Raw genomic sequence first — 25,890 nt, forward strand, 5'->3', positions numbered from 1 at the left:
CCTACTTCCTACCAGAAGAGCCAAATATCCATTCCTCGGTTAACTGGCCGGCCTCCTTAAACGCTAAAGCAGCATCGCTTCTTGGCTTGTAAACTAGAACGGGAATCCCAATATTTATAGATTCTGGAACGGAATCATCGAATGGTATCACTCCCAAAACGGGAACTCCAATGTCCTCTTCAATAACTTCGACGATCTTATCCATTACATCAGCAGCTTCCCTAACTTTATTTATCACAACCCCAACTTCAAGTTTGAATTTATCGCCGAGGGCTTTGAGCTTGAGAACCTCGTTCTCCACCATAGTTTCGAAAGAGTAAATGGGAGATCTCTCAACTTCCACAACTATGATTTGATAATTAAAGCTTTCAAAAGCTGGGAGGGTATCAAATGGGATACCGGTCGGAGAATCAACGAATATAAGGGGATATTTATATTTGAGATGCTCTATTATATCCTTAAGTCTTTGACCGGAGACTCCCAAGACATCTTCAAGCCTAGGACTTCCCGGCATGACGTAAACTCCAGTCTGTTCATGTCTATAGATAGCCCACTCAGGATCCATGTTCGGATTCTTTACAATGGAATGTAGCGTATATTTAACGTTATCCAGAGCAAAGTGAAGACCTAAGTTTGGTAAATACAAATCACCATCTATTGCGAGAACTCTATAGCCGGACTGAGCAAAATATGTGCTTAAATTTGCCGTAGTTGTTGTTTTTCCGGCCCCTCCTCTCCCTGTGACCACGATAACCGCCATATTTGTCAGCCCCTAGCCCTGATAAGTTCTCCAAACTATTTGATTTTTCATATATAATTTGATTATAAGATTTTTGTTCGTTTGGAATATTGCCTATCTCCTCAAAAACCTTTTAAGTTATTATCCTTCTTTACTCGCTTAGACCAAAATTGTAGTGAGTACCTATGAGCGAGCTAAGACGAAGGCTCTGGGAATTAGCATGGCCCGCAATAATGGGAAACATAAGCCAGACCCTCTTAAACTTAGTTGACACTATGATAGTTGGCCACGTTAGTGCAGTAGCATTGGGAGCTGTTGGACTTGGAGGACAAGTTAGCTGGTTCATGTTTCCAATAATGATGGCAATCTCGACGGGAACATTAGCGTTAGTTGCGAGGAGGGTTGGAGAAGGAAATTATAGAGAGGCTTCAAGAATAACCGAACAAAGCATGTATATAGCTTTTCTCATTGGAATACCGGTAATGCTTTTTGGTATCTTCCTGGGAGATGAAGTCCTAAGGATAATGGGAGCTAAAGGGGAGGTCCTTGACATAGCTTACTCATATCTTAAGATTCTCTTTCTATTTTACCCAATAAGGTTCATGGGCTTTGCGTTCTTCTCAGCTCTAAGAGGGGCCGGAGATACAAAAACCCCAATGAAGCTTAATATACTAATGAACGTCATTAATGGAATTCTTGACTATCTTCTCGTCTTTGGAAAGCTTGGATTTCCAAAGCTGGGGCCAGTTGGGGCCGCATGGGCCTCAGGAATTGGAATATCATCCTCCTTCCTCGTGGGATTGTACCTTTTCTTAGCCCATAAGCTTATTTTGAAGCCAGTATTAGAGTTTAAGCTAAGATTCAACATAATAGAGAAAATCTTGAGGATAGGGACGCCTACCATGTTGGAGAGAGGACTTTTCAGCTTCTACAACTTTCTATACGTCAGCATAGTTGCAAGATTCGGAGAGATAGCACTATCAGCCCACTATATCGGATTAAGGGTTGAGAGCATCGCCTACATGCCGGCCTTTGGGTTTAGCATTGCCACTTCGGCACTAGTAGGTCAAAAACTTGGAGCTAGAAAACCTGATGAAGCCGAACTTACGGTTAAGGAAGCCCTTAAGATGACAACCGCATTTATGAGTACGATGGCATTCATCCTTGTGGCCTTCCCAGGATACCTAACGGAACCTTTTCTTTCCCATAACGATCCCAACTATTCCGCAGTTAAGAGCCTTGCCGTGATATACTTAATAATAGTTGGGATAAGCGAAATACCATTAGGTATGACCTTCGTGCTAAGTGGGGCCTTGAGAGGGGCCGGAGATACTAAAAGTCCCCTGTATGTAACATCAGTAAGTAAGTTGCTGTTCAGAATCATACCAGCTTACCTTTTAGGATTCGGGTTCACGGTTCCAAGCTTCACCATAGGATCTTTAACGTTCCCAGGATTTAAATTCGAGGGCCTAGGAGTAATTGCTGCTTGGATAGGTATGAGTTTAGAAACATTCATAACGGCTGGACTATTTTGGATCGTGTTTAGAAGAGGTAAATGGAAGACAATTAAGATTTAAATTTAAGGTCTCTTATTAATTCTAACAGTTCATCGGCATCCTTAATCTCTTCAAGTAACTTCTTTGGGAGTATTGGAACGTTTCTCACAACTTCCATTCTAGCTTTTTTTACAACGAATACCCCATCACTTCCCACGACTTCGGCCATTTGGCTGACAAGTTCAGCCCTCTTCAATGTCCTCCCAGTCTTTCTTTCATCTATGCCAGTTAGCAGTTCAATATCATCTTCCTCCTCCTTTGTTATTGCATTGAAGGGGGCCGTTTTTATTTTCACAACGCTCATGCCCAGCTTCCTTAGCTTTTCAAATACCTCCTTCTCAAGGATGTTATCAGGCTCGGAGGTCAATGTAACGTCTTTCAATCTCGCTCTCAAAACATCTATAGGTTTAACCAGGGGTTCATCAAAAACTTCCTCAAGCCTCAATGCAACTTCAAGACTAACAACTGATTCTCCCTTTTCATACCTCTGAAGGCTCTTTCTAGAAATCCCCAAGATGCCAGCTAACTCAGTTATACTGTACCCATGTTCCTCCCTCAACGCTTTCAGCTTTTTTCCATCGATTCTCACGTAAAACCCGCCTCTCTCAGCAATTATAAGCGGAGGCTCCCCCTCAGCGAACATAGAGTACAAAGTTCCTGGGGTTATGGCGTATATCCCAAACCTCTCGTAAACAACACCGTCCTCAAGCTCGGCATTCTTGCTTCTTAATCCAACGAGAAGAGGGGAGGCCTTGAATAGTTTAGCTAACTTCTTTAAATCCTCCGCCTGCTCTTCGCTAAACTTGTCGATATTTGCAAGGGCTTTTATAAATAACAGGAGAAGTTGCCTAGTCGCAACTAAGTCGAAACATCCACCTCTAAACTCTAACTTCATGGTCCTGAAACCTATCCTCTTCAGTATTCCCTCCACAAAATTCACGAGCTCGTTTCTCTCCATCACTCTAAATTTAGGATAGAAAGGTTTATAAATAATTGCTCCAGGGTTAGCAATACTTTTATCCTTACAATGCAAAATTATGAACATGAAAGTTCTGATCACAGCATCATCCAGGGGGATAGGGTTCAACCTTGCAAAAGAGCTACTTAATAAGGGGCATGAGGTAACGATAACTTCCAGCAATATCAGGAACATAGAAAACGCGTACAAGGAATTAAGGGAACTAGGTACCGTTCACTATTTTCAAGCTGATCTTTCATCTAAAGAGGATATAAAGAGGATGGTAAAAGATGCATGGGATGCAATGGGAAGAATAGAGGCCCTAATATGGAATGCTCCAAATGTAAAGTGCGAACCTTGCATGGTTCATGAGGCAAGGTACAGGGATTGGCTCGAAGCGGCCCTCCTGCATCTAGTCTCACCAGGTTATATAACAACACTTCTCATCCAAGCGTGGCTTGAAAAGAAGATAAAAGGCGTTCTGATATATTTAAGCTCCGCTTCAGTTTTGGAACCAATGCCTCCACTTCTCTTAGCTGATACTGCTAGGGCGGGACTCGTTCAATTGACGAAGGGCATAACTAGGGCATATGGAGGAAAGGGAATTAGAGCTTACGTAGTATTATTAGGGAGCTTTGATACCCCAGGGGCAAGAGAGAACCTCGCAAAGATAGCCGAAGAAAGAGGTATGAGTCTTGAAGAGATCTGGAGGAAAGAGGTTATAGAGAGAACACCTCTCAAAAGAACTGGGAAATGGAGTGAACTCGGAGCTTTGATAGATTTCCTTCTAAGTGAGAATGCAGAGTATATGATGGGTTCAACGATTCTCTTCGACGGTGCCATGACGAGAGGGGTCAACTTATGATGGAGGATATTCTAAAACCTGAGTACATAGCTTTCATTATTAAGGAGAGGGAGAAATTAAAGAAGGAGAAAGCCCAAACGATTGAAATTCCAAGAGGAGAAAGCTATGAAATAGAAGCAACCGTTGAATACTTCGTTGATTCAACGTTTGAAAGGTTCATTTATATAGCAAGATCAGAGGACTCAATTCTCGTAGCTAGGAGCAGCGAAAAAATAAATACAAAGGGAGAAAAGAAATTCTTAGTTAAAGACAAAAAGGGGCTAAAGAGGCTACTGCTCTCCGAGATCAGCAAGTCCAAAAAGGTAGGTACCAAAGGGATAAACTTTATTCTGGCAACAATTATTGGAGTGTTACTGTCATATATGGCAAACCTCCAAGAGTACGTGATATTAATAGCGGCTATCTTTGGAATAATGGGTAAATTCCTGGAGGATATAGCCAGCTATTATCTTATTGGCTATTGTGAGTCTTAACTTTCTCAACAACGTGAACGTTCTCGATCCTAGTATATGGATACTGACCTTTCTCATCCTTTTCAACGGCTTTTACCATATCCCAAATAGCCAGGAGAGCTACGGTAACCCCCGTTAATGCCTCCATCTCAACTCCCGTTTTGTAGTAAGCCCTAACCTCGCAGGTAACCTCTATGTAATCCTCACCAAAGTCAAAGGTTATGTCAACCCCCGTTATTGGTATTGGATGACAGAGGGGAATTAACTCGGGCGTCCTCTTCACGGCAAGAATTCCAGCTATCTGAGCGGTTGCCAAGACGTTCCCCTTCTCTATCTTGCCCTCCTTTATTAGCTTTACAGTTTCCGGTTTAAGTTTAATTCTTCCCTTTGCAACGGCCTTTCTGAAAACAACATCCTTATACCCTATCTCAACCATCTTAACTCCCTTTTCATCTACATGAGTCAAACCTCCAACCATAAGAATCCCCAAGAGTACAGTAAAGGATTAAAGACTTTTAGTATTTACTTGAAAGTTTTTAAGTTCTAAACTTTTCTTTTAACCATGCTCTTACACATAGGACTCGACGACACGGATTCGCCAAACGGAATGTGCACAACTTATTTAGGAGCTCTACTGTATAGAGAGCTCTCAAGATTCGGAGAGCCAGTGGACCTTCCCAAGTTAATACGTCTAAACCCAAATATCCCATACAAGACGAGAGGGAACGGTGCTGTATCGCTAACTTTTGATATCCTGGAAGATTACCTCAATGAAGCAAAGGAGCTCGTAGTTAAAACCGTTAAGAAGCTTGCAGAAGTTGAACACGAGAATACTAACCCAGGAATAGCCTTTTTAGAGGGTGAAGTTCCCGAGATCTTAAGGAGATTTGCCATAAAGGCCCTTAGAGAGCACGTTACAATTGATGAAGCTGAGAAAATTGCTAAGAAAGCTGGGGCAGAAATTGTTAAATTAAAGCTTGGAAGGGGAATAATCGGAGCTTTAGCCTCGATAGGCTATCCGCTGAATAACTACACTTACGAGTTACTCGCATATAGGAAGCTTGAAAATAGGGAGAAGGTAAGAAGGGTCGATAGAGACTCTGTATTTGAAATGGACAGAAAATTTTATCCCTTCACGTATGACAACGTTGATCCTTTTAAGAAAACTATCCTAATCACGCCCCACGGAAAGGATCCTGTCTTAGTTGGGATTAGGGGAATAGACAAGGGTAAAGTCCTCCTGGCTTATGAGAACGTAATAATTAACGAGAACGTTGAGATGATCCAGCTTTTTAAAACAAATCAAAGCACAGATGATCACTTAGTGTGGAAAAAGATTGGAGATATAAAGCTCTATGACAACGTCATAGTTAAGGGGAAGGTAGCTTCGAAGTACTGGGAAAGAGGGAGGCACGTATTCTTTGAAATTGAAGATGAAACTGGAAAAATAAGGGTAGCGGCCTTTGAACCTACAAAAAAGTTTAGAAATTACGTTAGGAAACTACTCCCAGGAGATGAGGTGATAGTAGCCGGAGGAGTTAAAGAGCATGAGGGAGTCTTGACGATAAATTTGGAGAAATTCTACCCAATAAAGTTGGTTCCAAAGGTTGAATATAGGAAGCCTAAGTGCCCGAAATGTGGAGGAACTATGAAGAGCAAGGGGGATTATTTGAAGTGCAAGAGATGTGGCTATAAAATGCCAAAGGTTCTGATACCAGTAAAGTTACCAAGGGATCTCGAGAGGAAGATCTACGAGGTTCCACCAGATGCCAGGAAGCACTTATCGAGGCCACTAGTCCTGCCAAAATCGGAGGATAAGTTCATTGGCCCTCTATAGAGCAAAAACCTTTTATCGTGATTTTCAAAGAGTGTGGCGAGGGATATGCCGAAACTTCGGAGATTTATAAACGTTTCAGAGGATATATTCGTTATAAGGAACTTAATTGGTGCTATACTTCAAGGTATAGGATTGGCATATCTAGTACCAGTTCTCCTCGCCTGGTTTTATCCAGAAGAGATAAAATTTGTAATTTATTTTGCGATTCCTGGAGCGGCAAGCATACTTCTGGGAGCTTTACTGTCTAGGCATATAGAGCATATTGAAGATGTGAATTTAAGGCAGGCTATGATGGCATCGGCTTTTATCTGGCTCTTTGCTTCACTATTAAGCGTTATCCCTTTCATGGCTATAGCGAAGATGAGCTTTATTGACTCCCTTTTCGAAACAATGAGTGCCTGGACTGGGACTGGACTCACAATGATGAGCCACCTAGAGAGTTATCCAAAGATATTACTATTCTGGAGAGCTTGGATGCAGTGGCTCGGAGGTATAGGAATAGTCTTAGTTGCACTAACTGTCCTCATAAGACCTGGAGTTGCCGCAGCAAGACTCTACAGGGCCGAAGCCAGAACCGAGAGGATACTCCCGAACTTCGTGAATACCGCAAAGATAATAGTGCAGATCTACACGGGATTAACGATCCTTGGAGCATACCTTTATTATATAAATGGGATGAGCCTCTTTGATGCATTTATTCACTCTATGACGGGACTGGGTACCGGTGGTATGAGTAGTCATGACTTAAGCATAGGATACTTCAATTCTCTTGCCATAGAAACGATAACCGTCTTCCTAATGATTATGGGTGCTACCAACTTCACCGTGCACTATAAACTTTTCAAGAATCGCTCCATTAGAAGCTTCTTCATGGATATCCAAGTTAAGACCATGTTATACCTCCTCGGTATTACAATCCCTTTAATAGCACTCTCCCTCGTATCTTTCGGTCATTTTAATCCAATAAGGGCCCTTAGAGAATCAATATTCCACGCAGTTTCGGCAATAAGCTGTACCGGATTCAGTATCTCGAACTTAGGTAACTACCCAGAGGCCGATAAAGTACTCTTAACGTTACTCATGATTGTGGGCGGAGGGGCCGGGAGTACCGCTGGTGGCATAAAGCTCATAAGAATAGCATTGACATTTGAAAGCCTTAAATGGACGATTCAACAGGCAATACTACCAAAGGGAGCTGTCATAAGGAGAAAGGTTGGAGAATATGAATTCTCGGAAGATGAAATCCAGGAAGTATTAGGTTTCACAATGACGTACTTTGCATTCTTGCTCTTCGGTACCATGTATATGATGCTGAGGATAGGAGCAAGGTTCGCCGATGCCTTGTTTGAGAGCGCATCAGCAATAGGAAACGTAGGGTTAAGCGTTGGAATAACTTCTCCCCTCCTTCCTCCAGATATAAAGATCCTCCTTATCACCCTCATGTGGGTCGGTAGACTTGAAATATTCCCAACGATAGTCTTCATAGTTGGAGTTCTCATGATGCTCCCAAGGAGAGGGGAGTAATGAACGTAATAGAGGTTGAAGATGTAAGCTTTAGATATGGAAATTCAAGAGAATATTCCCTGCGTCATATCAACCTTGAAATTAGAAAGGGTGAATTCTTAGGAATCATAGGGCCAAGTGGGAGTGGAAAGTCCACGTTCTGCTTAACCTTAAATGGGTTAATACCCCACTCAATAGCTGGAGAATTCCATGGTAACGTTATAGTAGATGGACTAAATACGAGAGAACACTCAGTTTCAGAGCTATCAACTAAAGTTGGTCTCGTCTTTCAGAATCCAGATTCCCAGCTTTTCAACATGACGGTTCTTGAAGAGGTTGCATTCGCCCTTGAGAACCTTGGAATCGAAAGAGATGAAATGTGGAGAAGGATTAGATGGGCCCTAAAGCTGGTAAGGCTGTGGGATAAGAGGGAGGAGTTTCCACCAAACCTCAGCGGAGGAGAAAAACAGAGATTAGCTATTGCCAGCGTCCTCGTTATGAAGCCCAAGGTTCTCGTTCTTGACGAGCCAACTTCTCAACTTGACCCTTTAGGAAGGGAAGAAGTTCTAGGGCTAATAAAGCTACTTAACAAGGAAGAGAAAATTACAATAATCCTAGTTGAGCATAATACAGATTTTTTACTCGAGCATGCTGACAGAATAGTTGTCTTTGACAAGGGTAGGATCGTGCTTGAGGGTAAGCCTGAAGATGTCTTCGAGAACGTAGAATTCCTTAGAACAATTGGGGTTAAACTTCCAACTAGGGTCAAGATAGGATACGAGCTCAAAAAAAGAGGCCTCGTTGAAAGAGCGGTTTTAACACGCGATGAAGTTGTGGAGGTTCTAAAATGGGCATACCTACGAGGCAAATCTTAAGGATAGCACTAATTTATGCTTCCCTGCTAATGCTCACCATAATAATTGCTGGAATGGCTGGAATCAAAATTAGCAAAATATACGCTTACGAGAGCATCAGTTACATAAGGATAAACAGCCCGGAACTTTATCAAGAGCTTCAAAAGAACGCAAGCAGAATGGGTATTCCTGTTGAGGAATATTACTACAAATTGCTACTATCCAGGATCAGCAAAAGTGACAACGTAGTGCTAGTCGGACTTGGAATGTTAAAAATGTCAAAGCTGTACTTAAAAACTACCCCTAATTTAAACTTGATGAGGGCAATAGGGCTAACCCTTGGAATAATGGCATTCTCCTTTGCAATGGCCCTACTCATTGGAACGTTAATAGGACTAAAATTTAGAGGAGACAAAAAGCTTGATATTCTATCTAGATTCTTTAATGGTGTTCCCTCCTGGTGGCTTGGAGTCCTGCTAATATTGATATTCGTGACAAAGTTAAACATCCTTTCTGTCTCAGACATTGCAACTGGCTTCTCAATTAAGCGCTACATCCTCCCCATAACGACCCTAACGCTTATTTACATTTGGGAGATTGCAGACTTGATATCTCACGAAATCTCAAAAGAGATGAATAAGCCATATATATGGGCAGATAAAGGAAAAGGATTGCCGGATAGGGTTATTTTGTGGAAACACGCTTTAAGAAATATTTCAATAACGCTCAGCTCCTTCAGTTTCTATAAATTTGGAGAGCTATTCACGGACTTCATGGTGATTGACGTCCTGTTCGGCCTTGGAGGACTAGGATCGCTATTAAAGCAGAGCTTTATCAGGAAGATAGTCCCACCGTATGGAGTAATAGTCCAGTTCAACTACCACCTATTTTTTGTCGTTGCAATAACGATCTTAACGATTCAGCTGGCGGTTTCTATATTTCTAGAGCTCATCAAAGGAATGCTTGATCCAAGGGTGAGCTAAAATGAAGGTTAAAAGGAAAGCTGGACTAATAACCCTAGCATTCCTAATAGCATTCATCACTATCGCAAACATCTCCATCAAGAGCGAAGACATTAAGAATTGGAACAATGCAAATTATTGGAGTGAAAATCCTAAATCTGCATATCCTATATGGTTTTGTTACATTACCGATAAAACTAGAACGACAGAACTTATCGGAGAGGGAAACATAATATATGTACATAAATTTGAGGATAGGCCCAACGATGTCATCTTTTATAATGCTTCAGGTGCAGTTGTTACTATAGTAAGGCCAGATGGTAGGATTATAAAGCTCAGACTTCCAAAAAAAGAGGAAATCTCCCTAAACATATACGGAAAGTACTCAATAGTTTCTCAACTGAACATCCCTCCACAAAAAGCAGCACTCAAAACGGCAACCTTTCTGTTATTTTCATCATACAAAGATTTGGAGGTTCTGAAAGGTAAGTACATCTTCAAAATTAATGGTACCAATAAAACTATTAGGATAGTAATCAAGGGAAACTGCTATGGCATATTCGGAACCGACAAATATGGAAGGGATATGTGGGTAGGGTTTATCGCTGGAACGAATAACACGATACTCCTAACACTTCTAATAGGCGGGTCAATGCTCATATTTGGAATTATAATTGGGATTGCCTCAGCATATAATAAGCTAATCGACTTTATTTTAGAGGTTATTGCCTCCACACCAATGCTACCATTCTTCATGATCCTCGTGTGGCTTGTATCAACTCAGGGAATTGGATATAATGTTAATATTTCAACCATAGACTTCGTTCTTATCTTAACCATACTTAGCGTCGGTAGGTTTGCAAAATCGATCAAGAGCATAACGCTGAAAGAAAGAGCGATGGAATACACTAAAGCAAGCATATCCCTGGGAGCTGATGAAAACTGGATAATTAGGAGGCATATTTTGAAACCTGTTCTAGAATTCTCTTTGAGGCATGTCACATTTATTATTGCCAAGACGATAAGTTTAGTATCAATCCTGGGATTTTTCGGACTCTCCCCAGGAGTTAACTGGGGGAGCTACATGATAGAACTCATGAGAGAAGGTGTACTCTACGGAAACTATTGGTGGATAGTTCTAACTCTAGTTCTCATGATGGGAGTGCTAAGCCTATCTTTAGCCCTCATCTCTGAGAGATTGCCAGAATCGTATGGGTAATAGAAAATGAACGTGTCTCTAAGTACACTTAAAGCTCTATGGAGGAATTTTAACTACCCTGACACTAAAAGTAGTGGTGACTTTCTGAGAAACGGTAACTTCCTCTTCAAGCATTCGGGCTTAAACTTCGGAAAGCTCATGCATATTGCTAAGCTTAATCCATTCAGCAATTGGGAAATTAAAAATGGTCAAGGAAAATGAAACCAGAACACTATATATTTAATTCAGTACGCTTTTCGAGGAGAAGCTCCAAGTAAGACCTCCTTTCGAACTTTTCAACCCCAAGTTCCCTAAGTATTTTTTCTAGTTTCTCAACGGCCTCAGGTATCTCATCCTTTTCTTTTACTAGGGTCTCGATCTCAATAAATTTCCCTAGGCCTTCAACCTCATCTAACGTTATTGTAACTCCCTTCTCAACGTAGTACTTCTCCCTCGTTTTGACTACCTTAAGGACTTCCTTGAATCCTAGACGATCAAGAAGCTCAAAATACTTATCAACATCCTCCTGAATTTCCACCTCAATTTCAAGCCTTGTCTTTGATTTTTCATCGATCTTAGGCCCTTTGTAAGTTAAGAATACCTCATTATGGCCGTTAAACCTTTTTATCCTAATCCTAAGGGCCTCATCCGTTTTTGAAAAATCCCTGCAGGGATGCTGATAGTAGATATCTTCATGGATCTCCTTCCTCATGAACTCAAAGGTCTCCCTAACTTTTTCAAATATCTCATCATTTGCATATCCCTTTAGCTCAACTTCATACATGGCTCCTCGCTAGATTTTTCTCAAGTTTTCTTAAACAACTTTCGCAGTACATCCAGGACTTTATGTCAGTATCTATTATAGAGTTAGAGAAGTGCATAACGCATTTTGGATTGGGACAGTGACCTAGGCCAAATACATGACCAAGCTCATGCATGACCTCTTTGAGGGCCCTCTCTTTTAGTAACTTCCTATCCGGAGGATTACCATAGAATTCGGGATAAAGACGATAGAGGGATACTACCGCTACTTTCAACCCAGGATGAGCTAATCCAAAGATAAAATTAAAACCAGGCTCATAAATATCGACGTTGACTATTCCTAAGGCTGCTCTAGCGTTAAAATCCTTCTTTATATAAGATAGAACTGGTAGAAAATGCCTAGCTAAGAACTGATTCCTCTCGGCATCAAATGCATAATAGAACTTTGAAAGCGATAATCCCCCAACGAGCTTAACCTCTATTCCATATTTGGCGTAAAATCCACCTAAAAAATTTTGAAGAAAAGATAAAACATCCCGGGAACTTCCCCTATTGGAACTATAACTATCATTTCCCATCACGGAGTGAAGTCCATTGGCTTAAGCTCCTCCAAGAGGGCCTTAGCTAGCTTTATTGTATTGTCCACATCCCTTGCATCCGCTAACTCAACCTGACTGTGCATGTACCTTATTGGAATACTTAAGACGGCCGTTGCAACTCCCTCCCTATTTATCTGCATCACGTTAGCATCCGTCCCAGTAGGTCTTGGAGAAGGTTCAACTTGGAGGGGTATCTCATACTTTTTAGCGACCTCATCCGCAAACGCCCTAAGCTTCGGGTTTATGTTAGGGCCAACGTCCATGACTGGGCCTTTCCCTAGCTCTGGAACTATCTTACCCTTGTCATGTGGTTGCTTTGCAAAGGTAACATCCATAGCAATTCCAACCTCTGGATTTATCGCATAGCTTGCAACCCTCGCTCCTCTAAGTCCAACTTCTTCCTGGACTGAACCAACTATGTAGATATCTGCTTCATGATCCCCGAGTTGTCTAGCGGCCTCTATCATCGCATAGAGACATATCCTATCATCTAAATAAGGGGTTGCAAAGCGGTGCTCATTTAACCTAGTAAAGTTTGGAGCGAATTCTCCAACGGTTCCAACTCTGAACCCCATTTCTTCAGCTTCTTCTTTACTGGAGGCCCCTACATCGACGACTATTTGATCCCAATCTATTTTACTTCCCTTATCTTCCTGCCCCCTTCTCAGGTGAGGGGGCAAAACTCCCACTACTCCATACCTTTCGCCCTTCTCCGTGAAGAATCTTATTCTCTGAGCCACTAAAGTTTCAGGTAAGACACCCCCAATTGGAACTATGTGGAGGTAGCCATCTTTGTCTATATGGTTTACCATAACCCCTATTTTATCCATATGGGCCGCAACCATTATCCTGGGAGAGGAGCCTTTAAAGTGTGCTATCACGTTTCCCAATTTGTCAACTTTGACCTCGTCTGCAACTTCCTTTAGTACATCAACGACGATATCCCTTATCCCCAAATGTTCATATCCGGAAACTCCAGGAGCTTCGATAATTTCCTGCATGAGTTTCCAGTCGACCATGCTTTCACCCCCTTTTAAATCCATATCTAAGTGCGACTACTTATATTTAAATACTTCGGAAAAGGAGGAGGTTAAAAGTATTAAAACCCTGGGAGCTATAAAATCTGGGGGGTGAATTATGAATTATTACCGCAGACATCCTTATCATCCAAGTATGAGAAAAAAGAGACATGCTGAGTACGAGGAGTATGCTTACGTGTTAGATTACCTTCCAAATGGTTATCCCGATTTGGAAACTGGCCAATATTTGGGTAAACCTGTAGCTCAAGTCATTGGAGAAAAGGCATTCACACTACTGGAGGTTACGCCAAAAACTGATTTAATGCTTTATGAGAGGATTTTCATAGGGAAAGGGGAAAGAGATAAAATTAGCATGATCAATAGAAAACTTAGTTACGACGATTTAACAGACACCGCTAAAGCAGAATTACCTTATATATTGGAAGAGATAATTAAAAAGAACGAGGAGAGGTTTGTGAAGTTCTTTAATGTGGCCCCTCCGATAACTAATAGGTTACATAGCTTAGAGTTACTTCCAGGGATAGGAAAAAAGCACATGTGGAGCATAATTGAAGAGAGGGAGAAAAAACCCTTTGAAAACTTTGAAGACCTAAAAAAGAGGGTAAAAGGGTTGCCAGATCCCGTTAAAATGATAGCAAGGAGAATATTGGATGAGCTCCAGGATAAGGATAAATACAAAATCTTTGTTGGTCCAACCAGGATATTCAGGGAGTAAAATGAGGGATCGTTTATTTTTCCTTCTTTCTAAATATGGAATAAGGCCAAGAGATTCAATAGGACAACATTTCTTGATTATTGAAGATGTTATTGAAAAGGCCATTGAGACGGCCAACGTTAATGAGAATGATGTCATCTTAGAAGTTGGTCCGGGTTTGGGCTTTCTAACGGATGAGCTTGCTAAGAGAGCTAAGAAGGTCTATACGATAGAGATTGATCAAAAGATCATAGAAATCCTAAAAAAAGAATACAGCTGGAACAATGTTAAAATAATTCAAGGAGATGCCGTGAGAGTAGAATGGCCGAAATTTAACAAGGTTGTCTCCAATATTCCATATAAGATATCATCGCCGTTCACATTTAAGTTGCTGAAAACGGACTTCGAAAGGGCCGTCGTGATGTACCAACTTGAATTTGCCTTAAGAATGGTGGCAAAGCCAGGGAGCAGGAACTATTCAAGACTATCATTGATGGCCCAAGCCCTGGGAAACGTTGAGATAGTAATGAAAATAGGGAAGGGAGCATTCTATCCAAGGCCAAAAGTTGATTCGGCCTTAGTTCTAATTGAACCCAGGAAAGACAAGATAGTCCTAAATGAGAATCTCGTTAAAGCCCTCTTTCAACATAGGAGGAAAACAGTCCCCAGGGCTCTTAAGGATTCAATTCATATGCTCGGAGTAAGCAAGGATGAAATAAGAGGAATAATAAATAACGTTCCCCACTCCAATAAAAGGGTCTTCCAGCTTTATCCGGAAGAAGTGAAAGACATAGAAGAGTACTTAAAAAAGCATGGAATAATAAGCTAGAACACGCTAACCTTACCCTCCAAGATCATCTTCTGTATCTTAGTTATGTTTGCAAGCCAATTGTCGGCTATGGCGTATGCATCCTTTTCAAACTCCTTAACGCTATGTCCCTGTTTTGGAATTATTTGAATGCTAGCAATTAACGGCTGATCTATCGGCTTTCCTATCTGACTTAATATCCTAACGTAGACTTCTTCAACTGGGAGGGTTTCAGCTATCTCGTTCGCTATGAACATCGCAAGTAAATTGTATATCTTACCAACGTGACTAACTGGATTCTTACCAGCGGCCGCTTCAAGGCTCATGTGCCTATTTGGAGTTATTAAGCCATTAACCCTGTTACCCCTTCCAACGGAGCCATCATCACCCGCTTCAGCACTCGTCCCAGTTACAGTTATATAAAATATACCAGAGTCAGGATCATCAGCTGTGTTAACGTAAACGTTCACCTTTCTCGATGTAACATCACTAGCAAGCTCCTCAACGGCCTCTCTTATCTTATCTTTAACTTCTAAGTACTCTTTCGGTCCAGAAACCTCACTGTCAACTATTGCAGCGGCTATAGTAAGGTCTATCTCATCCCCTTTTCTAAGGCCCATGACTTTAACATCTTCTCCAACGGCAGGAAGCTCCTTCTTAAACTTCTCGCTGTTCAGCAATCTCTCCGTTTCCAAAACCAACCTTTCAGTTTCGGTCAATGGAGCAAAACCCACTCCAAACGAGGTATCATTAGCTAGTGGTATTGGATTCTCCTTAGCTTTATTAAAAACGCTAACTAGATCGACGCTCCCTTGGCCTATCCTTGAATCTATTACAACATGATTCTCAACATCCAAATGTCTTATTGTATTATTCAAGTAATCTTTAGCGGCCCTTATTGCAACCTCGTGGACGGGAAACAGCTCCTGATCGACGAGTTCAACAGCTCTACCAGATAAGAGAATATAAATAGGTTTAACGACCTCTCCTCCCCCAAACCTTGGGTAAGCTCTCCCACCGACGACCTCCACTTGATCAGTATTATGATGCAATATAATCCCATACCTTTTAATGTACTCCTTGCTGAGGGCCCTACTAACGGCCTCAGCTATACCGTCAGCTATACTATCGGGGTGTCCTACCCCCTTTCTTTCTACCAGCTCAACCTTCTGCATCTCTACAGGAGTTCTAACGATTTCTTCAACTACAATGTTCCTCGGCATGATCGTCACCTCGCTAATCCAGCCCTCAGCTATGCTTATATAATTTTCGGCATATATTCAATTATGGATATTACCTTCAGTTATTTCCCAGCAACCTTTAATTAGGAAAAATCGAAGCGTAATAGGAGGGAAAAGACATGACGATCGTCGACGTTAGGATCCTCGTAGAAGGGGCTAGCGATGTTGAAGTAATTAGTAAAGCCCTTCAAGGATTAGCATTGGGAAGTGAATATAATATAACGATTTCCTCCATAATCCCGACTACAAACATAGAGATAGCAAAAAGTGCAGCAGCTGGGGCTGACTTGCTTATCATAGCAACCGATGCCGATAGGGTTGGAAGGGAATTAGCGGAGAAGCTCTTCAATGAATTAAGTGAAATGGTAGGGCACATAGAGAGGATGAAACTTCCCCTTGGTCATGATTTAGAGCATATAGATGTAGAGCTCGTAAGGAAAGAGTTAAAGAACGCTTTAGTAAGGGCGGGGCTTAAGACGTTACAAAGGCTTCCAGAGTACATGGAACTTAGAAAGGACTACTTAGATCTAAAGGGTAAATTCGAAGAAGTTGAAAAAGAAAGGAACGAACTTTTGAAAAAACTGGAAGAAGCTGAGAGTAAGTATTTGGAACTTCAGAATGAGATCAAAAGATTAGAGGCCGAAAATTCAAGACTTACAGACACATTAAAGAAAAGACCAAAAGTCTACAATCTAAAAAAGAAATGGGAAGAGCTGTTCCCTGGAGTAAAACTACCAGAGGAAGAACTGTTTAGCAAAGCTGTCAAAACGCTAAATTTAGCAGGAAAAGTTATAGTAGGGCAAGGGTACATATATGCAGAGGATGAAAAGCTCATAGAGGAGTTACTTAGAACGGTTTATCTATCACTTAAATTAACGGAGAGCCAAATGAAAGAAGAGGAGATAAAGGAAGAGAAAGAAGAAGTAATCGAAAGCATAGAGGAGATAATTCCAGAAATAGATAGTGAAGGAGAGGGAGGAGATAGTGAACAGTGATATACTAGAGGAATTTGCAACATACCTAGAACTTGAAGGGAAAAGCAAAAACACGATACGCATGTACACCTACTATCTCTCAAAATTTTTTGAAGAGGGTTACTCACCAACGGCAAGAGATGCGTTAAAATTCCTTGCAAAGCTCAGGAAAAGTGGATACTCAATAAGAAGCTTAAATCTCGTTATTCAGGCTTTAAAGTCTTATTTCAAGTTTGAGGGACTAGATTCTGAAGCAGAAAAACTCAAAAATCCAAAAATACCAAAGAGCTTGCCAAAAAGTCTAACCGAGGATGAAGTTAAGAAAATTGTAAGTGTAGCAGATAACCTTAGGGACAAATTAATCCTCCTATTGCTATATGGAGCAGGCTTAAGAGTTTCAGAGCTTTGCAATTTAAAGATCGAAGATGTAAACTTCGAAAAGAGCTTTTTAATAGTGAGAGGAGGAAAGGGAGGAAAAGATAGGGTGATACCGATTTCAAAGACTCTATTATTTGAGATAGAAAGGTATCTAAAAACGAGAAAAGATAACAGTCCATACCTTTTCGTTGAAAAAAGAAGAAACAGAAAAGATAAACTATCCCCTAAAACTGTGTGGATGCTAGTAAAGAAGTACGGAAAGAAGGTCGGACTTAACGTAACACCCCATCAACTAAGGCATAGCTTCGCAACTCACATGCTGGAAAGGGGAGTAGATATAAGGATAATTCAGGAACTCCTGGGCCATGCAAACCTCTCAACGACTCAAATATATACCAAAGTAACAACTAAACATCTAAGGGAAGCCATTGAAAAGGCAAAGCTCATCGAGACAATACTAGGGGGGTAAGGAGAATGCTAATTCGAGCGTTCGTACCAGCGCATATAACTGCATTTTTCGTTCCAATAATACGAGAAGATCCCCAGAATTCTGGATCTCTCGGAGCTGGAATCAACTTAAGTAAGGGAACAAATGTATTTATAAGCTTTGAAGAAAGCCTAGAGAAGCATGTACATGTAGCATTCAACGGAGAGCCCGTTAAAAAAGAAGATGCTAGAATAACATATCATGTAATTGAAAAAATATTGCCAGAGGATTACATAGGTGAAGTAGAGGTTTGGCAATACTTTGATTATCCAACAGGTCATGGCTATGGAAACAGTGCAGGAGGAGCCCTAGGAACGGCCCTTGGGTTATCCTACAAATTTGGAGGTACCCTTCTTTCAGCTTCAAGGATAGCCCATGAAGCAGAGGTAATCCATAAGGGAGGACTAGGAGATATCGTTGCCCAGTTAGCTGGTGGGATCGAGATAAGGATAAAGGAGGGAGGCCCTGGGGTAGCCGTTGTTGATAATATACTTGTGGAGGGATTCAAAGTTCTAACGATCTCAATTGGAAAACTGGAAACAAGAAAAGTCTTAGACAGTGAAGTCGTTGAAAAAATAAAGATCGCTGGAAAGCAGGCACTTGAGAATTTACTCAGAGATCCAAGACCAGAAACATTAATGAAGGAGGCACGAAGTTTTGCAGTTGAAACTGGACTCATGAGTGAGGATTTGATCGAGATAGCGAATGAAATAGACAGAGAAATCTCCCTACCATCTTCAATGATAATGCTTGGAAAGGGTATCTTCGCCTTGGTTAGGGAAGAAGAAGTCGAGAAGGTTAAGGAAATCGTAAAAGACCTAGATCTACAGTATGATATAAGCTATATATATTGGGGTAAACCGGTAGTTGGGAGGTGGCTAGAGAGTGAATAGCAGAGATATCCTCTTTTTATTAACTATAATTTTCGTTTTTATATCGGGCTACTTTGGATTTAGAAATATGAAAAAAGAAGCAGCGTTAATAGCAGGACTTGCGGGAGGATTTGCGTTAGCATTTGCCTTATACGATAAGATTCCAATAATATTGAGTTTTCTCATAGGGTTCCTAGCGACGACACTATTTGAATGGAGCCGAAATCGTTAGATTCTCTTTATGGTCTCGATAAAGACTTCATAGGGGGCACTAGTTTTTATTCCTGTTGGAGAAAAGTGAGTTCTTGTAGCTTCATATCCCTGCTCTCTTAATGCGCTTATTATCTCCTCAACCTTCTTTGTTTCAATTTTTAGCCTTCTCCCTATTGCATGAGTATCATAAAATAGGGGAATATCAAGTTCTTGATCTATCATTTTGAGCAATTTTAGGGCCTGTTTCTTCCTGGCTAAGCTTAAACTTTCGGCCTCTTTAACCATTTTACTAACTATCTTCTCGTCTTTTAAGGGCCCTAGCCAAACGGGACCATATGCATTCGGCCTTGTAGGTAAAAACCCTTGCTCCAGCTCGAACTTTCCAGTTTTATCATCGAAGTAAATATAACCTAATTTTTCTAGGGTTTCATCTCCTTTCCTGGCCCCATCTTTTAATTTAACGAAAGCTCTAAAGTAATGATCCTTATAGTAAGCCAAGATAACGTCTATTCCAAGGTCATATTTAGCGGCGTATCTAGCTATTACCCCTACTAGTATCCTTGTACCAACCTCATGGCATAGTTCCCCACGGAGTGGAACGGCTAAGTATTTTCTCAGACAGGCCCTTGGATGGGCTCCACAGAGCGGAGCGCCATCCGTAGCTGTAACTCCAAGGATACCCCTTCTTTTTGCACTTCTTAAAGCAGTATCCAGGAATTCCATGGGAGAACCGAAAGGATCTAAGTCTATAAAATGGAAATACCTATGTCTTTCGGCCATTAAGCGATTTGCATCATCATGATTTATTACTATAGTTTTTTCTCCCTTCAGAATTGCCCTTCCTTTACTCTCCCTAAGTTCTCCATCAAAATTTAACATAACATTCCTCTTCATTAACTCGTAGGCATCCTCACTTATGTCATTTAGCCAAACTTCTTCCGCGGGAGTTTCCAGGGCAAACCTGATTCCTCTAATCCCAGTAGCTGATAACGCATCCAGAACTATCTTGGGATTCAAGATATTCAAAAGAACAACGACTATGTCTCTATTTAACGCCATTCTCGGATTGTAAAATACTGGAGAATCATATATACTCTCGGCTTTAGGGATCAAAATTTTAGCCTTCCCTTCTTGAACTTCGATCAATTCCAAATTAACCACCGAAAGAAAAGAGAATGATCAGATTATCTCAACGTAATCTCCCAGGGCCTGTCCAGGAAGCCCCTTTTCAAATCTAGCCCTTACGGCCCCTCTTGTTCCATGAACCCTAACTATTTTACCCTTTAGAACTTTTCCGCTAGGACTCTTCCAAACGACTAGCCTTCCAATTAGCTTTGAGGCCTCTTCTCTACTGTTTATGTCGAGAGGCTTAATTATCATGACATTTGTATGTTGATTTTCTTTACTTCTCCTATAGCTCAGAACAACCCCCTTTATTCTCATCTTCCCCCCACCGCCCTTACCTATCTTCCTGGGCTTTTAAAAATTATCCCGACAAAATAGTTAAGAGATACCTCCAAAAAAGATAGAATTCGGTGGGAACATGAAGGTAAAGGTTGGAGTGAATGGGTATGGAACGATAGGAAAGAGAGTTGCTTATGCAGTGACAAAGCAAGATGACATGGAGTTAATCGGTATTACAAAAACTAAGCCTGATTTTGAAGCTTACAGGGCTAAAGAACTCGGAATTCCCGTATACGCAGCTAGTGAAGAATTCATCCCAAGGTTTGAAAAGGAAGGATTCGAAGTTGCCGGAACGCTTAATGATTTGCTTGAGAAAGTTGATATAATAGTGGATGCAACCCCGGGAGGAATAGGAGCTAAAAATAAGCCCCTTTATGAAAAAGCCGGTGTAAAGGCGATATTTCAAGGGGGAGAAAAAGCTGATGTCGCAGAGGTATCCTTCGTTGCTCAAGCAAATTATGAGGCAGCACTTGGAAAGAACTACGTTAGAGTTGTCTCATGTAACACCACGGGATTAGTTAGAACCCTGAGCGCAATCAGAGAGTACGCTGATTACGTCTACGCGGTTATGATAAGGAGAGCTGCTGATCCAAATGATACAAAGAGAGGTCCGATAAATGCTATAAAACCAACAGTTGAAGTTCCCTCACACCACGGACCTGATGTTCAAACTGTAATTCCAATAAACATAGAAACTATGGCATTTGTAGTTCCAACAACCCTTATGCATGTTCACTCAGTTATGGTAGAGCTGAAGAAACCTCTAACTAAGGATGATGTAATTGACATATTTGAGAACACGACAAGGGTCCTGCTCTTTGAGAAGGAGAAGGGCTTCGATAGCACGGCCCAAATAATAGAGTTCGCAAGAGATCTGCACAGGGAATGGAATAACCTATACGAGATAGCCGTTTGGAAGGAAAGCATAAACATAAAAGGGAATAGATTATTCTACATCCAGGCCGTTCACCAGGAGAGCGACGTAATTCCTGAGAACATAGATGCAATAAGGGCCATGTTTGAACTAGCAGATAAGTGGGATAGCATAAAGAAGACAAATAAGAGCTTAGGAATTCTCAAGTAGTTTCCTTTTTCTCTTCCCAAATTTATATAAGTTTTAGCGAGTAATTAAATCATGAGGAAAAAGAATGTCGAACAAAAATAATGTCTCTCTGCACATAATAGATTTGTTAACTTCCACAATAAGTGAGTTGAAGGAAGAAGGGTTCGAGCCTGATTTAATATTAGTCGGGCCTGAGTTCAAGAAGTATCTGTCAGAAGAAATGATAGGAATGCTTAAGATGAAGGTATACTATATAGAAGAGTTAGGAAGCGACGCAATAATAGCTGATTCAAAATATTTAGGACAACTAAAGAAAGCATCAAAGAGGATATCAATAGAACCACTTCTAAAGGAGCTGGAGTGGGAAAAGGTGCTAAAAGAACTACCCGAAATAAAAGAGGAATTAGAATAGGGCCAACATATTCCCGAGCCTCTTCTTAAGTATATATCCAAGCCCCCCTCCGATAACTATACCTGAAACGGCCTGGACTATGTCATTGTATAACTCGCCAATCGCTCCGGCTGGCCCATACAGTACATAAGCTACGCTTACGTACCCTATTACCATAACACTACCACCAAGGACTGTTCCCAGGAGAATTTTACCATAATTTGCCTCTCCTTTGGAGAAGTATCCAACTATTATCCCCTCAGTTCCCTTTATTACAAGTGTAAATAGGGCCCAAGATGGATAACCTAACAGATCAGCAAATGCCGATCCAACACCTCCAGCAAATCCACCAACAAGCGGCCCGAAGAGAACAGATGTAAGCATTATCATTATATCTCCAAAGTTAAGGTAACCCTGAGATGCAGGGATAGGGATCCTTATTACCATTGTCATCGCGGTAACCAACGCGGCCATAACTGCTGAGATCGCTACTGTCTTAGCAACCTTAAACTTCTCCCTGTTTAATAGTATGTAGACGAAGTAAATTATTGCTATTCCAATAACAATAGCCTTAAAGTATGGAACGTATGCCTCTAACGTGGCCTCATTCATCCTCCCCACCAATTAAAACTGACACTTGATTAAGAATATAAAGGTTAAGCTTTAGATACAGGTGACAAAGATGAGAGAATCGGAAATAATAAGGATGTTCATTGAGGAGTTTGATAATCATGCTTTAGGAGACGATGCTGGCTTTGTAAGATTCAACGATTCTTGGTTGTTAGTCACATCCGACATGCTAGTATGGAGAACCGACGTGCCCGATTTTATGACACCAGAAGAAGCAGGGAAAAAAGTTGTCACGATGAATGTTAGTGACATAGCTGCTATGGGAGGATTACCACTAGCGTTCTTCTTTTCTCTTGGCGTTCCTGAAAATACAGATGAGAAGACATTAAGAGGAATAGCTAAAGGTATCAACAAGGGAGCAAAGGAGTATGGAGTGAAGATAGTAAGTGGAGATACGAATGAAGCTAGAGAAATCATAATCGATGGAGGGGCCATAGGAAGAGGGAGTAGGTTACTCCTCAGAAGTAATGCCAAGCCAGGAGACTTAGTATGCGTAACGGGAGAATTGGGAAGGCCATTAACGGCCCTTTTACTTTGGTTAAAGGGAGAAGAAATCCCACCAAAAATTTTAGAGAAAGCTAAAAATCCTAAGGCCAGAGAAAGGGAAGGTATTGAGCTCTCAAACTATGCGAACTCCGCTATAGACATAAGCGACGGGCTTTCAAAGGAGCTTTGGGAAATAGCAAGGAGTAGCAACGTCAGAATAGTTATAGATGAGGATAAAATACCAGTAAATGAAGAAGTAAGGGAAATCGTTAAAGATCCCATTAAAATAGCCCTCGCAAGCGGCGAAGAGTTTGAGCTAGTATTTACAATCCCGAAGGAAAACCTAGGTAATATAAGCTTCGACTTTACGATCATAGGGAGAGTTGAGGAGGGTGAGGGAGTGTATATTAAAAGGGAAGATAAAATGGAGAGGTTACCAATCCTCGGATGGGAGCATTTAAAGGGTGGAGATTATGTTAACTTATAAAACGTTCAAGATCCTTGGCCGGGAAATACTAATTGGAGTGGTATGGGAAGAAAAAATTCAGGGAATTGCTTACTCTTTAGATGGTCTCGAGTTTCTTAAGGATCAGCTATCTAGGGTTACATCACATCTCAAATCAAGAGGTGTAAAAGTGAACCTACTTGAAGAGAAGTCACGATACCCTGACTTAGTTTTTGATGTTTTAAAAGGTAAAATTGGTAACGAAAAGGGATTTGAGGAACTTTCGTTAGAAGGATTAACGAGGTTCGAAATTAAGGTGTACTCCTGGCTCGTGAAAAATGTTAAAAGGGGGGAGGTAATAACGTATGGCAAGGTGGCAAAAGCTCTAAAAACGTCCCCAATAGCTGTTGGAGGAGCGATGAAAAGGAATCCCTACCCAATTATAGTTCCATGCCATAGAGTCGTTGGAAAAAATAATCCCTGGCTTTATACACCAAAGCCTTCCTATAAAAAGTTCCTGTTGGAGGTGGAAGGATGGATAAGTTGAAGCTCTACATAGGCCTTTTCATAGTGATAATACTTGGAATTGCAGGGTTTATAATCTGGAAATGGGGACTTACCATGCTTGTAAGAATTGTGCTCAGTCTAGGATTTCTAGGGTTAACTTTAATGTTAGGGTTCTTCCTGGCACTAACTATATACGCGGAAAGCTGGAAGTACGCTCTTTTGCTCCTTCCCTTCACGGCCATCTCGGCCTACGGAACTTACCTCTCCATTACATGGCAGAAGCTTGGAATTGTCGGTGGAATAATAGTATTCTTTATAATAGTTGCTGCTTTTGGAATATGGTATATAAGCGAACCAGACTTAACGATCGCCGATAGGTTCAGGAGTGCTGAAAAGTTAGAAATGATGGGTAGGTACAAGCAAGCAGCTAGGAAATACGAGAAAGAAGGAAATTATCGGAAAGCAGCAGAAATGTACTTAAAGCTTGGATGGCTTGAAAGTGCAGCATGGGCCTATGAAAAAGCTGGAGATTACGCTAAGGCCGCTGAGCTTTATGAAAAGCTCTACGAGAAAGAAAAAGATACTTACTACCTAAAGGAGGCCCACGAGTATTGGAAGAAAGCCGGAGATATGGAGAGAGCGGCAAAAGCCCTAGAGAGGTACGCCCAGGAAGAACCTTGGTTCTGGGAGGATGTTGCTAAGCTCTATGAAGAGCTCGGAGATGAGGAGAAAGCCAGAGAAGCTTGGGAAAAGGCCCTTGAGTACTATATGGGCGAAGCCCAGGAAGAAGGCGTCTTCTGGGAGGATGTAGGAAACATAGCAAAGAAGTTAGGAAAGGAAGATTTGGCCAAAGAAGCTTATCAAAAGTTCCTTGAATATTGCCTAAAGGAGGCCGAAGAAGACCCGATGTGGTGGAAGCATGTGGCCGAAGCTTATGAATACCTCGGAGATAAGGAAAAGGCCGAAGAAGCTAGAAAGAAGTACGAGGAGTACAGGAAGAAGATAATGAAAAGCAACGAGGAAACATCAAACTTTCCCTCTTAATTCTTCTTCATATTAACCCAACATTCTTTTTTTAGATACGTTAGCTGAAATGGTGGTCCCGGCATTATATACTTTTCTGAACCGACTAGATATTCGATCTTAGGCCTTAGGAAGAAGTTAACTTCCGGGTCATTTAAGAGGGTAATGACAAAATATCTCGACTCTCCTGGAGGAATTGAGAAATCATTAACCTTTGTCGTCTCATTTACACCATAAAAAGTTGAAGCATTGTAAACGGTGATGTTGAGAACTTTAATTCCAGGAAGCTCAAACGATATATTGAGGAACTTAATAGTTACATTATACGGGTTATATAGGCCGAATTTGTAAGTAACTATCCAATTCCTTGTAAACTCGATACTCTCAAGGGTGTACGATGTTATGTTTGGCATCATCTTGGGAAGCTTCCCGGTTTCTAGCGTCCAGTTTCCCATGTACACCTTAACTATGCTCTCATTATAGTTCCTCATTAAATGAACAGATACTGTGGCATCTATGTACTTAGCATCCAAAAGTACGGGAAAGCGAGAGACGTTTATCGGGACGGCTAGTCCTAAATACCCCCTGTAAAATACCGGAACGTGCCTTCCATTGTAAGATGCGGAGGAAAATATTTCCATTAGAGAGGATAGTCCTATGGCCAGTGATCCGTTTACGTACTTCTTCGGATAGCACCAGTATATCATGACGTAAAGAGTCTCATCTTTTTCCGGCGTCCCGTAAACGTAACCCATCATAGGAGCTACAAATTTTCCCCAATCTGTTGGTTCTGAAATTGTTGATCGCTTCTGCGGAACCTCTTGATCACCAATTAATAATAGGAGGATAAAAGGTAGTAAGAACAAAGCCATTAATACCTTCTTCATTC

At 41.2% G+C, this 25,890-nt stretch carries 30 protein-coding genes and 1 pseudogene; 20 read left to right on the forward strand and 11 right to left on the reverse strand.

The features are described from left to right. Position 1: 1 nt before the first annotated feature. Positions 2-760: a MinD/ParA family ATP-binding protein gene (locus PH_RS08515; RefSeq protein ID WP_010885866.1), complete on the reverse strand. Its 759-nt coding sequence runs from the start codon at positions 758-760 to the stop codon at positions 2-4. Between the two features lie 164 nt (positions 761-924). Between PH_RS08515 and PH_RS08520 the strand changes: the two genes are divergently transcribed. After that, positions 925-2,316: an MATE family efflux transporter gene (locus PH_RS08520; RefSeq protein ID WP_010885867.1), complete on the forward strand. Its 1,392-nt coding sequence runs from the start codon at positions 925-927 to the stop codon at positions 2,314-2,316. Here the strand turns inward: PH_RS08520 and PH_RS08525 are convergent. After that, positions 2,306-3,253, reverse strand: coding sequence for a transcriptional regulator (locus PH_RS08525; protein ID WP_048053613.1), 948 nt, complete (start codon positions 3,251-3,253; stop codon positions 2,306-2,308). The two genes, PH_RS08520 and PH_RS08525, sit on opposite strands and share 11 nt — an antisense overlap. Before the next feature lie 85 nt (positions 3,254-3,338). On the opposite strand from PH_RS08525, the gene PH_RS08530 reads away from it, so the two are divergent. Both PH_RS08530 and PH_RS08535 read left to right on the forward strand, forming a co-directional pair. After that, positions 3,339-4,118 (forward strand): SDR family oxidoreductase, encoded by a 780-nt coding sequence (locus PH_RS08530; protein WP_048053482.1) that lies wholly within the window; start codon positions 3,339-3,341, stop codon positions 4,116-4,118. Beyond that, entirely contained in the window at positions 4,115-4,591 is a 477-nt protein-coding gene (locus PH_RS08535; protein WP_010885870.1) for a hypothetical protein, read from the forward strand. Before PH_RS08530 ends, PH_RS08535 begins: the two co-directional genes overlap by 4 nt. Here PH_RS08535 and moaC read toward each other — a convergent pair. After that, positions 4,569-5,048: a cyclic pyranopterin monophosphate synthase MoaC gene (gene moaC / locus PH_RS08540; protein WP_010885871.1), complete on the reverse strand. Its 480-nt coding sequence runs from the start codon at positions 5,046-5,048 to the stop codon at positions 4,569-4,571. The genes PH_RS08535 and moaC overlap by 23 nt on opposite strands. 84 nt (positions 5,049-5,132) lie before the next feature. On the opposite strand from moaC, the gene tiaS reads away from it, so the two are divergent. Genes tiaS through PH_RS08570 form a run of 6 tightly spaced genes read left to right on the forward strand, consistent with a single transcriptional unit; the run spans position 5,133 to position 11,146 of the window. Then, a complete protein-coding gene (gene tiaS, locus PH_RS08545; protein WP_010885872.1) occupies positions 5,133-6,407 on the forward strand; it encodes a tRNA(Ile2) 2-agmatinylcytidine synthetase TiaS in 1,275 nt (424 codons plus the stop codon). A gap of 45 nt (positions 6,408-6,452) precedes the next feature. After that, entirely contained in the window at positions 6,453-7,931 is a 1,479-nt protein-coding gene (locus tag PH_RS08550) for a TrkH family potassium uptake protein (RefSeq protein ID WP_048053483.1), read from the forward strand. After that, a complete protein-coding gene (locus PH_RS08555) occupies positions 7,931-8,785 on the forward strand; it encodes an energy-coupling factor ABC transporter ATP-binding protein (protein WP_010885874.1) in 855 nt (284 codons plus the stop codon). The genes PH_RS08550 and PH_RS08555 overlap by 1 nt, the downstream gene beginning before the upstream one ends. After that, complete coding sequence (locus PH_RS08560) at positions 8,758-9,747, forward strand: ABC transporter permease subunit (protein WP_010885875.1); 990 nt, start codon at positions 8,758-8,760, stop codon at positions 9,745-9,747. The genes PH_RS08555 and PH_RS08560 overlap by 28 nt, the downstream gene beginning before the upstream one ends. 1 nt (position 9,748) lies before the next feature. Further along, positions 9,749-10,945 carry an ABC transporter permease gene (locus PH_RS08565; protein ID WP_010885876.1) on the forward strand — a complete coding sequence of 399 codons (1,197 nt, stop codon included), beginning with the start codon at positions 9,749-9,751 and terminating at the stop codon, positions 10,943-10,945. A gap of 6 nt (positions 10,946-10,951) precedes the next feature. Beyond that, a complete protein-coding gene (locus tag PH_RS08570; RefSeq protein WP_010885877.1) occupies positions 10,952-11,146 on the forward strand; it encodes a hypothetical protein in 195 nt (64 codons plus the stop codon). Between the two features lie 10 nt (positions 11,147-11,156). Here PH_RS08570 and cyaB read toward each other — a convergent pair whose 3' ends face one another. The 3 genes and pseudogenes from cyaB to PH_RS08585 form a co-directional block, all read right to left on the reverse strand. Further along, complete coding sequence (cyaB, locus tag PH_RS08575; RefSeq protein ID WP_010885878.1) at positions 11,157-11,708, reverse strand: class IV adenylate cyclase; 552 nt, start codon at positions 11,706-11,708, stop codon at positions 11,157-11,159. Beyond that, positions 11,701-12,257 (reverse strand): annotated as a pseudogene (locus PH_RS08580) (archaemetzincin family Zn-dependent metalloprotease). Before PH_RS08580 ends, cyaB begins: the two are co-directional and overlap by 8 nt. A 6-nt stretch (positions 12,258-12,263) precedes the next feature. Further along, on the reverse strand, positions 12,264-13,304 hold the full coding sequence (locus PH_RS08585) for a lysyl aminopeptidase (RefSeq protein WP_048053484.1): 1,041 nt from the start codon (positions 13,302-13,304) through the stop codon (positions 12,264-12,266). Between the two features lie 118 nt (positions 13,305-13,422). Between PH_RS08585 and PH_RS08590 the strand changes: the two genes are divergently transcribed. Beyond that, the gene (locus tag PH_RS08590; protein WP_010885881.1) at positions 13,423-14,040 is read left to right on the forward strand and encodes a DUF655 domain-containing protein; all 618 of its coding nucleotides are present in this window, start codon (positions 13,423-13,425) and stop codon (positions 14,038-14,040) included. Between the two features lies 1 nt (position 14,041). Then, positions 14,042-14,848: a 16S rRNA (adenine(1518)-N(6)/adenine(1519)-N(6))-dimethyltransferase RsmA gene (gene rsmA, locus PH_RS08595; protein ID WP_048053485.1), complete on the forward strand. Its 807-nt coding sequence runs from the start codon at positions 14,042-14,044 to the stop codon at positions 14,846-14,848. Here rsmA and PH_RS08600 read toward each other — a convergent pair. Continuing rightward, on the reverse strand, positions 14,845-16,050 hold the full coding sequence (locus PH_RS08600; protein WP_048053486.1) for a methionine adenosyltransferase: 1,206 nt from the start codon (positions 16,048-16,050) through the stop codon (positions 14,845-14,847). The two genes, rsmA and PH_RS08600, sit on opposite strands and share 4 nt — an antisense overlap. A 137-nt stretch (positions 16,051-16,187) precedes the next feature. Between PH_RS08600 and PH_RS08605 the strand changes: the two genes are divergently transcribed. From PH_RS08605 to PH_RS08620, 4 genes are read left to right on the forward strand one after another with little or no spacing between them, the layout of a single operon-like run. Further along, entirely contained in the window at positions 16,188-17,063 is an 876-nt protein-coding gene (locus PH_RS08605; RefSeq protein WP_010885884.1) for a toprim domain-containing protein, read from the forward strand. Further along, positions 17,032-17,889, forward strand: coding sequence for a site-specific tyrosine recombinase/integron integrase (xerA, locus tag PH_RS08610; protein WP_010885885.1), 858 nt, complete (start codon positions 17,032-17,034; stop codon positions 17,887-17,889). Before PH_RS08605 ends, xerA begins: the two co-directional genes overlap by 32 nt. 5 nt (positions 17,890-17,894) lie before the next feature. Continuing rightward, the gene (locus tag PH_RS08615; RefSeq protein ID WP_010885886.1) at positions 17,895-18,800 is read left to right on the forward strand and encodes a pantoate kinase; all 906 of its coding nucleotides are present in this window, start codon (positions 17,895-17,897) and stop codon (positions 18,798-18,800) included. Beyond that, a complete protein-coding gene (locus tag PH_RS08620; RefSeq protein WP_010885887.1) occupies positions 18,793-19,011 on the forward strand; it encodes a hypothetical protein in 219 nt (72 codons plus the stop codon). The genes PH_RS08615 and PH_RS08620 overlap by 8 nt, the downstream gene beginning before the upstream one ends. On the opposite strand, the gene PH_RS08625 is transcribed toward PH_RS08620, so the two are convergent. Further along, the gene (locus PH_RS08625; RefSeq protein WP_048053487.1) at positions 19,008-20,144 is read right to left on the reverse strand and encodes a tRNA (guanine(10)-N(2))-dimethyltransferase; all 1,137 of its coding nucleotides are present in this window, start codon (positions 20,142-20,144) and stop codon (positions 19,008-19,010) included. The genes PH_RS08620 and PH_RS08625 overlap by 4 nt on opposite strands. Positions 20,145-20,171: 27 nt before the next feature. Next, positions 20,172-20,435: a 50S ribosomal protein L35ae gene (locus tag PH_RS08630; protein WP_010885889.1), complete on the reverse strand. Its 264-nt coding sequence runs from the start codon at positions 20,433-20,435 to the stop codon at positions 20,172-20,174. 100 nt (positions 20,436-20,535) lie between these two features. Here PH_RS08630 and PH_RS08635 point away from each other — a divergent pair, with 100 nt between their 5' ends. Beyond that, positions 20,536-21,540 (forward strand): phosphorylating glyceraldehyde-3-phosphate dehydrogenase, encoded by a 1,005-nt coding sequence (locus PH_RS08635; protein ID WP_010885890.1) that lies wholly within the window; start codon positions 20,536-20,538, stop codon positions 21,538-21,540. Between the two features lie 64 nt (positions 21,541-21,604). Then, entirely contained in the window at positions 21,605-21,931 is a 327-nt protein-coding gene (locus tag PH_RS08640; RefSeq protein WP_010885891.1) for a family 4B encapsulin nanocompartment shell protein, read from the forward strand. Here the strand turns inward: PH_RS08640 and PH_RS08645 are convergent. Next, positions 21,923-22,522, reverse strand: a complete 600-nt coding sequence (locus PH_RS08645; protein WP_048053488.1) for an ECF transporter S component — start codon at positions 22,520-22,522, stop codon at positions 21,923-21,925. The two genes, PH_RS08640 and PH_RS08645, sit on opposite strands and share 9 nt — an antisense overlap. 70 nt (positions 22,523-22,592) lie before the next feature. Here PH_RS08645 and PH_RS08650 point away from each other — a divergent pair, with 70 nt between their 5' ends. The 3 genes from PH_RS08650 to PH_RS08660 are packed head-to-tail and all read left to right on the forward strand — an operon-like array spanning position 22,593 to position 25,022. Next, positions 22,593-23,513: a thiamine-phosphate kinase gene (locus PH_RS08650; protein WP_048053489.1), complete on the forward strand. Its 921-nt coding sequence runs from the start codon at positions 22,593-22,595 to the stop codon at positions 23,511-23,513. Next, positions 23,500-24,018: a methylated-DNA--protein-cysteine methyltransferase gene (gene otg / locus PH_RS08655; RefSeq protein WP_048053490.1), complete on the forward strand. Its 519-nt coding sequence runs from the start codon at positions 23,500-23,502 to the stop codon at positions 24,016-24,018. The genes PH_RS08650 and otg overlap by 14 nt, the downstream gene beginning before the upstream one ends. Beyond that, entirely contained in the window at positions 24,006-25,022 is a 1,017-nt protein-coding gene (locus PH_RS08660) for a tetratricopeptide repeat protein (RefSeq protein ID WP_010885895.1), read from the forward strand. Before otg ends, PH_RS08660 begins: the two co-directional genes overlap by 13 nt. Here the strand turns inward: PH_RS08660 and PH_RS08665 are convergent. Beyond that, on the reverse strand, positions 25,019-25,888 hold the full coding sequence (locus tag PH_RS08665) for a hypothetical protein (RefSeq protein ID WP_048053491.1): 870 nt from the start codon (positions 25,886-25,888) through the stop codon (positions 25,019-25,021). The genes PH_RS08660 and PH_RS08665 overlap by 4 nt on opposite strands. Positions 25,889-25,890: the final 2 nt, after the last annotated feature.

Origin of the sequence: Pyrococcus horikoshii OT3, from assembly GCF_000011105.1 — an archaeon.
GTDB classification, from domain to species: Archaea; Methanobacteriota_B; Thermococci; order Thermococcales; family Thermococcaceae; genus Pyrococcus; species Pyrococcus horikoshii.